We start from the raw sequence: 13,527 nt of genomic DNA on the forward strand, positions 1-13,527 counted from the left end.
GGGAATCCCAGTGACCCGGGAATCCCCGTGACCCGAGGGCGAGCGCACGGGTTCCGATTCGCCGTCGGCAGAACGCGCTACGCCGTCGGCAGAACGCCGACCGCACAGCGATCATCGCTCCTACTCTGAAGCCGTGAGCAGCCACGCGACGAACCCGAGCCCTGCCGAGGCCGAGCCCACGGACCTTCCGCCCACGGGAGGCCGGGCCGCCCGCGTCATCCCTCTGCGCCCGGCCCCGCGGGCCTCCGCCCCTGCGGCAGCCCCGGCCCCCGCCACCGCGCCCGCGCCCGCAGCCAGACAGCCCCTCTGGCGTGACCTCGTCGGGAACGTCCTGCGGCGTGAACGCCGCGCCCAGGAGCGGACGCTGAAGGACGTCGCGGACGCCGCGCGGATCTCGGTGCCGTATCTCTCCGAGGTCGAGCGCGGCCGCAAGGAGGCGTCCTCGGAGGTGCTCGCCGCGGCGGCCGCCGCTCTCGGCCTCGGTCTCGCCGACCTGCTGGCGCTCGCCCACGGTGACCTGCTGCTCGCCCTGCGCCGCCCGCGCGCCCGCGGTGCCGCGGTGGCGCCCGCCGCGCCGGTGCGGCAGCGCGCGGTGTCGACGGTCACCGCTCCCCTCACCGCCGCGCCCCTCGCACCGCCGCGCTCGGCCGCGGACCGGGGCGGCGCGCACCGGGCCCAACTGCGGCTCGCCGCCTAGGTAGGTGGACCCGCTCGGCGCCTGCGGCCGGGACCTGGCTCCGTCCGGCGCCCAGCTCCTCGACGTACACCGGATCCACCTCGTCGAGGGCGCCGCGCCGCCGGTGCCGCCCGGGGAGCGGACGGCCATGGACCGGATCTGGGACGAGGCGGTCCTGGCCAACCCGCTGCTCTTCGACGGACCGGTGGCGGCGTGCGCGGCGCCAGGCAGGGACGGGCCGCACGGCCTCGTCCTCACCTGGGCCAGGACGACGTACCGCCGCTACGGCCTGCGCCGCGTCCCGGGCGCCACCGCGTGCGTGGCGCCCCTGTACACCGACGTGCTCCAGCCGACCCCCGGCGGGCGGCTGCTCATGGGCCGGATGGCGGCGTCGACGGCCGCGCCGGGCCGCTGGCAACTGCCGGGCGGAGCCGTCGAACCGCCGGTGGACGGCGCGCCTCTCGACCTGGCGGCGCTGCGTCGCAACGCCGCCAGGGAACTCGCCGAGGAGACCGGCGTCGTGCACCTCCCCGCCGAACTGGCCCTGTGGGGCGTGGCGCTGGGTGCGTACGGGAGCGCGGGCGTCCTGTTCCTCGCCCCGCGCCGTCCTGCGGCGCTGCTGCGGGAGCGGTTCGCCGCCCTGACGGCCGCCGAGCGGGCCCGTGGCCGCGAACCGGAGCTCGACCGGATCGCGTTCGTCGGCTCCCGGGCCGCACTCGCGCGCCTCGGCGGGCCCGGCGCCGACCGGGCCGACTGCCTGGGCCCGGTCGTGGCCCGGTACGCGGCGGGCGCGGGGGTCAGCCCAGGGTCGCGCGGCGGCGGCTGACGACCTCGTCGGCGAGCCCGTACGCCACCGCCTCGTGCGCGGTGAACACCTTGTCGCGATCGGTGTCCGCCCGCAGCGTCGCCACGTCGTGGTGGGTGTGGCGGGCCAGGACCTCCTCGACCTGGGCACGGATCCGCACCATCTCCTTGGCGTGCAGGCTCAGGTCCGACACGGTCCCCTGCTGCCCGCCGCTCGCCGGCTGCCCGAGCAGCACCCGGGCGTGTTCCAGGACGAACCGCCGTCCGGGGTCGCCGCCCGCGAGCAGCACGGCCGCGGTGGAGGCGGCCTGGCCGACGCAGAACGTCGAGATGGGCGCGCCGACGAAGGTCATGGTGTCGTAGATGGCCATCAGGGAAGTGACCGAGCCGCCGGGCGAGTTGATGTACAGGGCGATCTCGTGGTCCGGCGCGGACGACTCCAGGTGGAGGAGCTGGGCGATGACGACGTTGGCGACGCCGTCGTCGATCTCGGTGCCGAGGAAGATGATCCGCTCGGACAGCAGGCGGCTGTAGACGTCGTAGGCACGCTCGCCCTGCGGGGTGCGCTCGACGACGGTCGGGATCGTGTACTGAGCCATCTCTACAGCCCCATCCTTCGCTTGGACGCGGCAGGCCTGACGTCGGGCAGGGAGGTGAGCACATGGTCGACCATGCCGTACTCCTTGGCCTGTGCGGCCGTGAACCAGCGGTCCCTGTCGCCGTCGCGCGCGATGGTCTCCGGGGTCTGCCCGGTGTGTTCGGCGGTGAGCCGCTCGATGGAGCGCTTGGTGAACTCCAGGTTCTCCGCCTGGATCGCGATGTCGGCGGTGGTGCCGCCGACGCCCGCCGACGGCTGGTGCATCATGATGCGCGCGTTCGGCAGCGCGTGCCGCTTGCCCGGGGCGCCGACGGTCAGCAGGAACTGGCCCATGCTCGCGGCGAAGCCCATCGCCAGCGTGGCCACGTCGTTGGGGATCAGCTGCATCGTGTCGTAGATGGCGAGACCGGCGTGCACCGAGCCGCCGGGGCTGTTGATGTAGAGGCTGATGTCGGTGCGGGGGTCCTCGGCGGAGAGCAGCAGGAGCTGGGCGCAGACCCGGTTCGCCGACACCTCGTCGACCTGGGTGCCGAGGAACACGATGCGCCGGCCGAGCAGGTGTGAGGCCAGCTGGTCGTCGAAGCGGGTGGTGGGGGTGTCCCCGTCGGCGGCGCGCGGCGGCGCCCAGTCGGTGTGCGGCGGTGTCATCGCACGGCCTCCTCGTCGTGGAGCGAACGGCCGGACCGCTCGTGCGGTCCGCTCGCTCCACTGTGGGGCGCAGGACGGTGCCGGAGCCGGTTTCTCGGCTTGCGGCAGATTCGCCGAGGGCAGAGGGCGGGGCCGGGCCCGTCGTGGCGCACCGGTCCCGCCCGGTGGCGGCTAGGCCGCGGGCCACCAGGGCGCGCGGGCGTCCCGCAGCGTGTTGGTGCCGCAGTGCACCTCACCCATGCCGAGGTGGTACGTGTACCAGTCGTCGATGTAGGCCGTGGTGAACCCCGCCTTGGCGTACACGGAGTTCACCGCCGTGGTGAAGATGTCCCGGCCGCCGATGACGGGACCCCACTGCCTGGGTGCCAGATAGCGGGTCGGGCTCAGCAGCACGCCGTTGACCGCGCCGGGGACGTAGGCGCTGTTCGGCCGGACGGCGGCGGCGCCGCTCCCGGCCCCGCCCGCGGAGTCCCGGCCCTTGCGTGCCTCGTCGGCGCCGCGCAACTGGCTGAACCTCTTCAGGCTGTCGGGGCCCATGCGGCGCAGCTTGCGGCTGCCGCTGAGGTCCTCGGGGGTGCCGGAGTCCCGCGTGAACAGGCCCGGCACCCTGACTGTCTCCGCGTCCGTGACGCCGGTCTCGCGCTTGAGGATGTCCAGGTTGGCCTTGATGCGTTCCGCCGCGACCTTGTTGTCGGCGTGGAAGGAGGCCTTGGCGAGCACCTGGTCGATGGTCTCCTTGGGCGCGGGCACGTCGCTGCCGCTCGGTACGGAGAACATCTTGGTCCCGCCGTGCCCGTCCCGCCGGGCCTTGCGCAGGAGCTCCACCCCGGCGGTCGGGTCGGCGACGCCGATGCGCCAGCCGCGCTCGGTGTCGGCGGGCAGGAACTGGACGAACTCGTCCACGTGCCCGACCGACAGCCACGACGTGTCGAGCAGCAGCGGCGCCTGCACGCCCTGCGAGGACAGGAACGTCCGCATCGACTTGGCGGGCTTGGAGCCGGAGTCCGCCCGGTAGCCCTGGATGATGCGGCCCGCGGGGTAGCTCCTGCCGTTCAGCGTGTAGGGCGGGATGGTCTCCAGGTTGCCCATGGAGTTGAGCGTCCACTCCTCGTTCGCGGCGGGCTTGCCGACCTGGACCACGCCCACGTCGGGGCCGCGCAGCTTCTCGAACAGCTCGCGGCCCGCGTCCCTGTCGGGCTGTGCGGAGCGGATCATGACGCGCATCGTGCGCTGCTTGCCGCCCGGGCCCGGCATGCTCGCGTAGGCCGGCTCGACGAAGTCCTGGGCCCACGGGTCGCCGTACTCGGTGAAGGTCGTCAGCGGCTTGCCGATGCCGGCGTCCTTCACCTGCTCGGCGAGCGCCTTGACGAACTTGCGCTGGTCACGGCCGTAGGCACCGGCGCCCTTCACCTTGGTGACGAGTACTTCCTCGGCACGCTGCAAGTGGTGGTGGGTGAGGACGGGGGCGGTGCGCAGCACGACGTCGTCGGAACGGGACGTGCCGCCGCCGGTGACGGTGAGCCGGACCTTCACCTCGCCGTTCCACTCGCGTGCGTCGCGCACCACGTCCGTGGCCTCGACGCCGAGTTCGACCCCGGCGCGCAGCCCGGCGGCGGAGAGCCGGTCGGTGGGCCGCAGCAGGGACCAGCGGCCGTCGCGCTGGACGAACAGGCGGGCCTTCTCGGCGCCGGTGCCGATCGCCTTGACGGTGCCGTGGCTGCCCGCCGGGGTCCCGGTCAGCGGCACGGTCTTCAGGCGGGCCAGGTCGGCGGCGTCGCGCGCGCCGTTGACCTTGGTGTCGGAGGCGTCGTTGCACCGGGCGAGTCGCGCGTCCGACAGGGGCCTGCCCCGGGCGTCCTTGACCGGACAGCGCTTCGCGTCGTCGTCGACATTCGGCAGCACGATCGCGCCGCGCCGCGCCGTCCAGGTGTTCTCGCCCGCCGAGTCGCTGGTGCCCTCGACGTCGACGCTGCCGTCCCGGTTCACGTCGGCGCGCAGGTCGGGTGCCTGGGCCGGTGCCTCCGGGGCTGCGTCCGCGATCGCTGTGGCCCCCGTGGCCGCGAGCACCCCGGCCATACCGGTCGCAAGAGCGACATCTCTCCATCTGTGCGTCCGCACAGTTCCCCTCCTCGTTCCCGGCCCTCTGGTCAGGTGGTCAGTCAGCGAGGGCCGTTGACCTTAAGGAGGCACGGGGAACCGGTGAGGTTGACCGGGCGCCGGGACTTTCCGGGTTCACAGGTCGCGCGGGGGTCGACAGGCGCACCGGCCGACGGCCGACGGCAGGGTTGCGTCCCCGCGGCCCGGGGCGGGTGGGGACGTAACAGAATTCGCCGGAATGCTTCTCCTGGTTCACACGCGGCTGGTGGGCTGACCGCGCTCAACCCAACGATCACAGGAGGCGTGCGTGAATCTCGTCGTCAACGGCGACGCGGAGAGCGGGGCGGGCGGCACCGCCGACCCCGTCACCGAGGTCCGCGGCTGGCAGGTGGCCCAGGGGGCCCCGGCGCTCATCGCCTACAGCCTGGGCGGCGGCTACCCGACCCCGGCGGACCCCGGTCCGGCGCGGCGCGGCAGCCGCTTCTTCTCGGGCGGCAACAGCGCGCGTACCGCCCTGGTGCAGGACATCGCCCTGCCGAAGACCGGCCGGACCGGACGCCGGGCGGTCGACGCCGGGCGGGTGCGCTACACCCTGTCCGCCTGGCTCGGGGGCTACGCCGGGCAGGAGGACGGCGCCCGGTTCTCCGTGGAGTTCCGCGACGCCGCGGGCACGCCGGTGGCCCTGAGCGTGCTCGGACCCGTCGGCGCCGGGGACCGGGCGGGCCGCACGGGCCTCCTCGAGCGCACCGCCGAGGCCGCGGTGCCGCCCACCGCCCGCTCGGCGCGGCTGCTCCTCGTCCTCACCCGCAGCGGCGGCGGCACCTCCAACGACGGTTACGCGGACGCCCTCTCCCTCACCCTCAGCGCCGACGGAGGCCACCGATGACCGTCAACCGCCGTGACCTGCTGAAGGCCGCCGCGGCCGCCGGTGCGCTGAACCTCGCCTGGCCGCTGACCGCCGGGCTCTCTCCCGCGCAGGCCCGTGAGGCCGCCGAGCGCCTGGGCGCCGAGTACGACCGGGCGCCCTTCACGCTCGGTGTGGCCTCCGGCGATCCGCAGCCGCACTCGGTGCTCCTGTGGACCAGACTCGCGCCCGAACCCCTCGCCGCCGAGCAGAGACTTCCCGAGATCGTGGAGGTCGACTGGGTGGTCGCGCGGGACTCCCGGCTGCGGCACGTCGTCGCCCGCGGCACCGCGCCCGCCTCGGCGACGCTCGGCCACAGCGTGCACGTGCCGGTGAGCGGGCTCGCGCCCGGCCGCCACTACTGGTACGCGTTCAAGGCGCTGGGCAGGACGAGCCGCGTCGGCCGTACGAGGACCGCGCCGCGCGGCCGGGTCTCCAAGGTCACCTTCGCCGCCGCCAACTGCCAGGCCTTCCACGACGGTTTCTACGCCGCGCACCGGGGCATCGCCCGCGAGAACGTGGACTTCGTCGTGCACCTCGGCGACTACATCTACGAGCACGGCCAGGTCGGCGGCGTACCGGAGAAGCACGTACGCGACCACGACGGTCCTGAGATCCTCACCCTCGGCGACTACCGCAAGCGGCACGCCCTGTACAAGGGCGACAAGTCGCTGCGCGAGGCGCACGCCGCCCACCCGTGGTTCCTGACCTGGGACGACCACGAGGTCGTCAACGACTACAGCGGCACCGGGGGCGGCGCCCCGTTCATGCGCCGCCGCGCGGCCGCCTACCAGGCGTGGTTCGAGCACATGCCGCACCGCGACTCCTTCGGCGGCATGGCCCTGCCCGACCCCGAGATCCACCGGGTGCGCCGCTGGGGCGACCTCCTCGAACTCAGCATCCTCGACCTGCGCTCGTACCGCTCCGCGCAGAACCTGCCCGACGGCACGATCCTCGGCGCCGAGCAGAAGGCCTGGCTCAAGCGCACGGTGGACCGCGCCCCGGACTCCTGGCACGTGTGGGCCAACTCGATCATGCTGAGCCAGCTGCGGGGCAGGCCCGGTGGCTCGTACATGTTCACCGACCAGTGGGACGGCTTCCTCGCCGAGCGCAAGGAGGTCCTCGGGCACGTGCACCAGAGCGGTCTCGAGGACCTGGTCGTCATCACCGGCGACTGGCACTCGGCGTTCGTCGACGACGTCCGCACCGACTTCGACCAGCCCGAATCCCCCCTGGTCGCAACGGAGTTCACCGCCCACTCGGTGACCTCGGGCGCCTACTCCGCGGAGTGGAACACCGCCAACGGCCCCCTCATGGGCAAGGCCAACCCGCACCTGAAGTACTTCGAGGGCAACCGGTACGGCTACGACGTGTACGAGGTGACGCCCCGGCGCTTCACCACCCACATGCGCGTCATCGGCGACCGCCGCGACCCGAACTCCCCCGTGACCACCCTGACGAAGTTCCACGTGGACCGCGGCAGGGCCGGCTCGTACGAGGACGAGGGGACCAAGGGGTCGGCTGCGCAGTACCGCAGGGACTAGCGGTACCGCAGCAGCGATCAGCAGTACCGCAGGGAGCGGTGCCCGGCTCCGCGCTCGACGGGTCCGGCCGTACGCGGCCGGGCCCGTCGGTGCCGGGGCTGCGTCGTGCCCCCCGGCGGGCACTCGTCGACCTGGGGTTTGTCCTGGGTTTGCCGCTGGTTGGACGTGAGTGGAATGCGTCACACCGGTTGGGCGGGAGCGGGCTTCCCGGCCTTCGCGTTCTTCACGTCTTCGGCGACGTTCCACGGGCCGCCGGTCGTTCGTCGCTCGTCCTGAGCGGAAGTATCTGGCCCCCCGTTGCAGCGGGGGGCGCAGTCCAAGGTCGCACCCACGCCAGTGAGTTGCCGCCTCGGATGGCGGCCGGTCCGGGACCGGCCGGTGTCCCCATGGTTGCGCACCACGGGGAGTTCATGGAGCCATAAGGCTCATTCATCTCCCCTCATCGTAGATCCTTTGTAACTCGTGAACAACTCCCAACCAGGCGCTTTTATGCGTTGTTTCACCGGTGACCTGGCGTGTTCCCGCGCGTACGGGTCGCGCTCGAAGGTTGTTCACGCGCACGGCGGCTGGATTTCCACGTGCGGCGCATGACCTATGAATGGCCCGTTTGCGCGGGGCTGTGGCCGCGGTCCGGCTTCCATGACAGGCGTGATCGCTCCAGATCGGTTGCGCTCACAGTTGACCGGTCGAGGGATCCCTCCGGATAGGTCACCCGTTGGCCTTTCAACTTCCGTGCGGGCGGACATCGTTGTCGCCCCAGCGGGCACCCCTGCCTCGCCCTCCACGACCCGAACCGCTAGGGCAGAATGGCTCTGCGCCCATCGGACGGCGGTTGCAGCTTCCGTCCCCTCTTCACCGGACGCACGCGGTTCCCGGTGTGCCCTCCAGTCATGCCGGACGGGTTGCGCGGCTGTGTCGCGCATCCCGGCAGTCCAACAGCACCCACGCCATTGAGCCCCCGCCCGTCCGGGCGGGGGCGCCGCAACAGCGTCCCTCCCATGAGGACGGACGCGGATGGGACTCACCCTGATGGGCACCAAGAAGCGCGCCGCGGTAGCGGCCTGCGTCGCCGGCACGGTCGGTGCGGCCGCGAGTGCGACGGCCTCCCTCTGCGGAGTGGAACCGGCGGCGTCGGCGCAGATCGGGATCGGCAGCGCCGCCGCGGTGGGCAACCTCCTGTTCCAGGTGCTCCACCTCGCCTCCGCCGATGCCTCGTCGTACGGCTCCGCCGCCGGGTCGCCGCCTCCCGGCAGCGTGTCCAACTCCGCGGCGGCCTCCGCGGACACGGTGCGCGCCACCGGAGAAGCAGCGAACCCGGCACCGGTCGCGCGCAGGAGCACGAAGCGCGGTACGCACGCGCCGTACCCGAAGCATCCGAGGCACCGCCGACGGGAGCGTGCGGCACGCCGGCGCGTGGAGCGCCGCGGCAGGCCGGACCGCGGGGCCGGGGACCAGGGCCGCGGCGCCCTCTGACCAGCAGCTACCGAACCAGCGGAAGGAGCAGGGCCGTGGCGCGTCCCGAGAAGGAGATTCCCACCGACGTTCCCCTGTCGTTGAAGTCCCTCGCGATCGACATGCGCACGCTGCGCAAGGACAGCAACCTGACCATCAGCCAGCTCGCGGCGGTGTCGGGCTACTCCACCGCGGCGATCTCGGGCGCGACCGCGGGCAAGAAGGTGCCCTCGTTGGAACTCGTCGAGGCGTTCGTCATGGGGTGCGGCTACACCGGCGACATGGAGCGGTGGCGGCGGGCGCACCGGGCCGCCCGACGGGACATGAAGGGCACGCCGAGTTCCTCGGAGGACACCGGTGAGCATCAGTTGCCGCGGCTCACCGCGCTCCTGCGGCGGGCGCCCGAGCCCGCTCCCCCGTCGGCTCCGGCCGTACCGCCGCAGCCGGACGGCTTGCTGTCCCTCGTCCAGGAGGCCCGGGAGTACGAGCGCCGCGACAAGCGCGTCAGCTCCGTCACGTCGGCGGACCACATGCACACCGCGCTCGCCCTGTGCACGACGCCGGAGGACGTCATCGAGCTGATGAACGAGCTCGTCACCGACAAGGGCCTGTCGATCCAGGAGCTCGAGGCGCGCAGCCGCAAGCACTACCACATCTCCGACACCACGTTCACGCAGGTGCTCGGCGGCACCCAACTCCCCACCGTGGAATGGCTGTACATCTTCCTGTCCGCCTGCGGTCTGGAGGAGGAGCGCACCGTGATGTGGCACTTCACCGTGACGCGCATCCGGATCTCGCTCATGCGGCAGGCGCAGCGCGAGGTGTTCAAGAAGTCCCGTCGCCGCCGCCGTGAACTGCGCGACATGATCACCGTCATCCGGCAGAAGAAGTCGCACCTCTACTACGTGGCCATGGCCCTGGCCGTATGGATGGTGATCTCGGCCCCGCTCGCGTTCAGGGGCGTGGGGGTGCTGCCCCGCTAGCCGATCGCCGCGGCCGATCGGCCCGGTGCGCGCCCCTCACCGCGGGTCCCCGGGGCTCGCGAGCCCCACCTCGTACGCGAAGATGATCGCCTGGGCACGGTCCCGCAGGGACAACTTGGCGAGCAGGGCGTTCATGTGGGACTTGACCGTGGCGCGGCCGATGCCGAGGGTCGCGGCGATCTCGGTGTTGCTGGAGCCGCGTGCCACCTCGCGCAGGACGTCGCGCTCGCGGCCGGTCAGGGCGTCCAGACGGCCGTCGGGGCGGGCCCTCGGGGCGACGGCGCCGGTGGCGAAGGCGTCGATGAGGCGCCGGGTGATCTCGGGGGCGAGGAGTGCCTCGCCCGCGGCCACCGTGCGGATGGCGTCGACCAGTTCCTGCGGGTCGCAGTCCTTGAGCAGGAACCCGGACGCGCCGCCGCGCAGCGCCGTGAAGACGTACTCGTCACGGCGGTACGTGGTGAGGACGAGGACGCGTACGGGCGGGTCCATCGTGGTAAGCAGACGCGTCGCCGTGAGGCCGTCCGTACCCGGCATCCGGATGTCCATGAGGACCACGTCCGGGCGGCTCGTCCGCGCACGTTCGACGGCTTCGCCGCCGTCCGCGGCCTGGCCCGCCACGGCCAGGTCCGGTTCGCCGTCGATGACCGCGGCGAAACCGGCGCGGACCACCGCTTGATCGTCCACCACGAGCACCCGCACCGTCATACGCCCACCTCCGCCGTGCCCCACTCCGCCGTGCGCCTGCTGCGCCGTGTCTTCGCCGCGTTATGCCCCCCGCTGGGCCGTGTCTCCGCCGAGCCATGCCTCCGCCACGTCATGCCGCCGCTGCGTCGTGCCCCCGTCGCGTCATACCTCCGCCGCGTCATACCCCGCCCGGCCGTGCGCCCGTTGCGCCGTGCGCCTTTGCGCCATGCCTCCACCGAGCCATGCCCCCGCTGCGTCATACCTCCGCCGCATCATGCCTCCGCCGCGTCATACCCCGCTGCGGCGTGTCTCCACCGATGCCATGGCTTCGCTGCATGGTGCCCCGCCCCACCGTGCGCCCGCCGCGCCATGTCTCCACCGCGTCACGCCCCCGCCGCGTCATGCCTCCCCCGCCTCGTTCACGCCTCCGCCTCCCGTGCGTGTCTGCTTCCTGCCCGCGTGCGTCGGCCCGCCTCCAGGGTGCGGGGGGTGCGGGGACATGGTCGCCCCCGGCTCCTCCAGCGCGTCCAGCAGCTCCCGCAGGCCCGCCAGGGCCGCGCGTGCCGCGTCCGTGGTCGCGGCGAGGGCCTTGCGCGGGTCGGCGGCCGGGCCGGGGCTGCCATCGGGGGCGGTGGGCAGGACGGGGTCCGCGCCGGGGGCGGAGGGCAGACACGGAACCGCGCCGGAGGCAGCGGGCAGACGCGGAACCGCGTCAAGGGCGGCGGGCGGGAGCAAACCCTCCTCGGCCCGGTGCACCAGCGCCACCGTGTGGGCGACGACCGTCGCGTGCAGGCCCGTGGCGACGCGTCGCCGTTCGCCCGTCACCGCGTCGCCGACCCGTGCGGCGACCGCGTCGAGGAGTCGGCGCTCCCAGGGGCCGCCCTCGCCGCGCCGGGCGCGGGCCAGCAGGCCGAGCGCCCATACGGGCAGCAGCCAGGGCACCGCGGCGAGCCCGAGGGCCGCGAGCAGCGGCACCGCGCCCGGGCCCGCCGTCTCCGCGGGGTCGCCCGCCACCGCGAAGCCCACCGCGAGGCCCCCGGCCAGGCCGACCGCCACCGGCGCGGGCCACGTCACGCGGGCAGGGCCGTACGCCCCGACCGCGTACAGGGCGATCAGCTCCGCCGTCCACGCGAAGGCGAGCGGGCCGAGCAGGGCGAAGTCGAGCCACCCCGCGGAGCACGTGGCCGACCAGGCGAGGGCCGTCACGAGCAGGGCGGCCAAGGCCGTGGCGGGCGCACGCCGACGGATGAGGAGGGGCGCCGCGTGAAGTGCCAACAGGACGGCCAGCAGGGCGAGGTGACGCGGCGCCGGATCCCTCAGGACGGCGTCCGGTGGGGCGACGGACAGCAGCAGGGGCAGCGCCACGCACAGGGCGAACGCCGCCGCGTCCGCGATCCGGGCGCGGGCCCGCGGACGGGGCCCGGGGACCGGCAGGGTCGCCTCGACCGTCCAGCCCCCGTCGTCCGTCGGCCCCGCGGCCAGCCGTCCCCCCACCCCCTCGGCCCGCTCCCGCATCCCCACAAGACCCCGCCCCGTGCCCAGCGGCCCGCACGGCACGGTGGCCCGCCCCGGCACCCGCCCGTTGACCACGGCGACCCGCAACTCCCCTTCGGCGCCCGGCCCATGGCGCAGGGACACCGTCACGGGCGCGCCCGCCGCATACCGCATGGCGTTCGTCAGGGATTCCTGGACGATGCGGTACGCGGCGACGGCGGTCTCGCCCGGCAGGGGGCGCGGGCGGCCCTCGGTGGTGAGGGTGACGGGGAAGCCGAGGCGTTCCAGGCCCGCGCACAGATGCGGGACGGACTCGTGGGGCGGGGCGTCGGGCGTCTCGTCGCCCACGACGGACACCAGGCGCCCCAGGGCGGCGAGGACGTCGCGGCCGGTGGCGGCGGCCGCGGCCAGGGCGGGACCTGCCAGTTCGGGCCGGGCGGCGGCGAGGCGGAGAGCGGCGGCGCTCTGCACGGCGACGCCCGTCAGATGGTGACCGACAGCGTCGTGCAGGTCCCGGGCCAGGCGTTCGCGTTCGGCGGCGACCGCGGCACGGCGTTCGCGCTCCACCTCGGCGAGGCGGGCGCGGAGCCGCGTGCGGCGGGCGGTGCGGTGGTGGCGCAGGCGTCCGCAGAGCACGATCGCCAGGTGCAGCAGGGCGCCCGCGAGGAGGTCGTCGAGCAGCGGCCCCGGCGCCGGGTCCTGGATGCCGGGCAGCGGGATCCCGCGCAGCGGCAGGACCGCAGTGGCAAGGATTGCGGCGCCGAGCGCGCGGCGCGCGGAGTCGTGGGTGGCGAGGGAGAACAGGGCGATCCACAGCGCGCAGGCCGGTCCGGGCGTCACCACCGGCTGCGGCAGCAACGCCTCCGTGACGCCGTCGGCGACGAGGGCGACGGCGAACACCGGCACCGGCGCCCTGCGGCGCTCCGTCAGGACGACGGCGACCACAGCCAGCACGAGGACGCCCACCAGTGCCTGCCAGCCGGCCGCACCCGAGGCGCCCCCGGAGGCGCCGCCCGCGCCCGGGGCCCCGGCCTCCCAGGGCGCCCCCGCGAAGGTGAAGGCTGGCGACCCCTCGGTGAGCGCGCCCGAGAGGAACACGGCGAGCAAATGCCCCGCCAACAGCATCGCGGGCACCACGGCGTCGGCACCACTGAGCCCTCGGCCCACCACGTCGACGCCGCCGCGCCCGCGGCCTACCACGACGACGCCGCCGCGCCCACCACCCACCACGTCGACACCGCCGCGCCCACCACCCACCACGTCAACGCCGCCGCGCCCGCGGCCTACCACGACGACGCCGCCGCGCCCACCACTCACCGCGTCGACACCGCCACCGAGCCCCCTGCCTCCCACGTCGACGCCGCCGCGCCCACCGCCCACCACATCGACGCCGTCGGCCCCCCGGCCCCCCGCGTCGACCCCGCCCAGGTGTTCACCCGCCCCCGCGCCTCCCGCCACGCCCAGCCCCGCCGCGCCCGGCCTCTCCGCACCCGGCCCCGCGCCCAACCCCCCACGCACCGCTCCCCATCCCACGCATCGACCCTACCGGCGGTGTCCTCCACCCTGAGGTGGAGACGAGGTGCACCTCCTGGCCGGGAGCAAGGCCCTGCCCGCGCAGGACGTGGTCGGGGCCGGGGCGCGGT

11 protein-coding genes are annotated in these 13,527 nt (G+C 74.1%); 6 read left to right on the forward strand and 5 right to left on the reverse strand.

The genetic code is table 11. The features are described from left to right. The first annotated feature begins 217 nt into the window (after nt 1-217). Together ACH4DX_RS20940 and ACH4DX_RS20945 are read left to right on the forward strand one after the other, a co-directional pair. Nucleotides 218-697: a helix-turn-helix domain-containing protein gene (locus ACH4DX_RS20940; protein ID WP_398156240.1), complete on the forward strand. Its 480-nt coding sequence runs from the start codon at nt 218-220 to the stop codon at nt 695-697. A gap of 4 nt (nt 698-701) precedes the next feature. Further along, the gene (locus tag ACH4DX_RS20945) at nt 702-1,502 is read left to right on the forward strand and encodes an NUDIX hydrolase (protein ID WP_398156201.1); all 801 of its coding nucleotides are present in this window, start codon (nt 702-704) and stop codon (nt 1,500-1,502) included. On the opposite strand, the gene ACH4DX_RS20950 is transcribed toward ACH4DX_RS20945, so the two are convergent. The 3 genes from ACH4DX_RS20950 to ACH4DX_RS20960 all read right to left on the reverse strand — a co-directional run bounded on the left by ACH4DX_RS20950 (nt 1,474) and on the right by ACH4DX_RS20960 (nt 4,802). Continuing rightward, complete coding sequence (locus ACH4DX_RS20950) at nt 1,474-2,079, reverse strand: ClpP family protease (RefSeq protein ID WP_398123291.1); 606 nt, start codon at nt 2,077-2,079, stop codon at nt 1,474-1,476. The genes ACH4DX_RS20945 and ACH4DX_RS20950 overlap by 29 nt on opposite strands. A gap of 2 nt (nt 2,080-2,081) precedes the next feature. Continuing rightward, nucleotides 2,082-2,726, reverse strand: a complete 645-nt coding sequence (locus ACH4DX_RS20955) for an ATP-dependent Clp protease proteolytic subunit (RefSeq protein ID WP_398156202.1) — start codon at nt 2,724-2,726, stop codon at nt 2,082-2,084. 171 nt (nt 2,727-2,897) lie between these two features. Continuing rightward, nucleotides 2,898-4,802, reverse strand: coding sequence for a protein-arginine deiminase domain-containing protein (locus tag ACH4DX_RS20960; protein ID WP_398156241.1), 1,905 nt, complete (start codon nt 4,800-4,802; stop codon nt 2,898-2,900). 328 nt (nt 4,803-5,130) lie between these two features. On the opposite strand from ACH4DX_RS20960, the gene ACH4DX_RS20965 reads away from it, so the two are divergent. The 4 genes from ACH4DX_RS20965 to ACH4DX_RS20980 all read left to right on the forward strand — a co-directional run bounded on the left by ACH4DX_RS20965 (nt 5,131) and on the right by ACH4DX_RS20980 (nt 9,706). Beyond that, a complete protein-coding gene (locus ACH4DX_RS20965; protein ID WP_398156203.1) occupies nt 5,131-5,709 on the forward strand; it encodes a phosphoesterase in 579 nt (192 codons plus the stop codon). Beyond that, on the forward strand, nt 5,706-7,271 hold the full coding sequence (locus ACH4DX_RS20970; RefSeq protein ID WP_398156204.1) for an alkaline phosphatase D family protein: 1,566 nt from the start codon (nt 5,706-5,708) through the stop codon (nt 7,269-7,271). The genes ACH4DX_RS20965 and ACH4DX_RS20970 overlap by 4 nt, the downstream gene beginning before the upstream one ends. Before the next feature lie 1,014 nt (nt 7,272-8,285). Then, nucleotides 8,286-8,744 (forward strand): hypothetical protein, encoded by a 459-nt coding sequence (locus tag ACH4DX_RS20975; protein WP_398156205.1) that lies wholly within the window; start codon nt 8,286-8,288, stop codon nt 8,742-8,744. A gap of 35 nt (nt 8,745-8,779) precedes the next feature. Then, nucleotides 8,780-9,706, forward strand: a complete 927-nt coding sequence (locus ACH4DX_RS20980) for a helix-turn-helix domain-containing protein (RefSeq protein ID WP_398123286.1) — start codon at nt 8,780-8,782, stop codon at nt 9,704-9,706. Between the two features lie 36 nt (nt 9,707-9,742). On the opposite strand, the gene ACH4DX_RS20985 is transcribed toward ACH4DX_RS20980, so the two are convergent. Beyond that, nucleotides 9,743-10,411 carry a response regulator gene (locus ACH4DX_RS20985; RefSeq protein WP_398123285.1) on the reverse strand — a complete coding sequence of 223 codons (669 nt, stop codon included), beginning with the start codon at nt 10,409-10,411 and terminating at the stop codon, nt 9,743-9,745. A gap of 378 nt (nt 10,412-10,789) precedes the next feature. Next, the gene (locus ACH4DX_RS20990) at nt 10,790-13,342 is read right to left on the reverse strand and encodes a sensor histidine kinase (RefSeq protein WP_398156206.1); all 2,553 of its coding nucleotides are present in this window, start codon (nt 13,340-13,342) and stop codon (nt 10,790-10,792) included. Nucleotides 13,343-13,527: the final 185 nt, after the last annotated feature.

Origin of the sequence: Streptomyces sp. NPDC017940 (assembly GCF_044328435.1) — a bacterium.
Taxonomy (GTDB): domain Bacteria; phylum Actinomycetota; class Actinomycetes; order Streptomycetales; family Streptomycetaceae; genus Streptomyces.

Excerpts from the sequence above, each read along its gene's own strand:
- ACH4DX_RS20950 (WP_398123291.1), bottom strand. The coding sequence starts at position 2,079 with ATGGCTCAGTACACGATCCCGACCGTCGTCGAGCGCACCCCGCAGGGC.
- ACH4DX_RS20955 (WP_398156202.1), bottom strand. The coding sequence starts at position 2,726 with ATGACACCGCCGCACACCGACTGGGCGCCGCCGCGCGCCGCCGACGGG.
- ACH4DX_RS20970 (WP_398156204.1), top strand. The coding sequence starts at position 5,706 with ATGACCGTCAACCGCCGTGACCTGCTGAAGGCCGCCGCGGCCGCCGGT.
- ACH4DX_RS20960 (WP_398156241.1), bottom strand. The coding sequence starts at position 4,802 with ATGGCCGGGGTGCTCGCGGCCACGGGGGCCACAGCGATCGCGGACGCA.
- ACH4DX_RS20975 (WP_398156205.1), top strand. The coding sequence starts at position 8,286 with ATGGGACTCACCCTGATGGGCACCAAGAAGCGCGCCGCGGTAGCGGCC.
- ACH4DX_RS20985 (WP_398123285.1), bottom strand. The coding sequence starts at position 10,411 with ATGACGGTGCGGGTGCTCGTGGTGGACGATCAAGCGGTGGTCCGCGCC.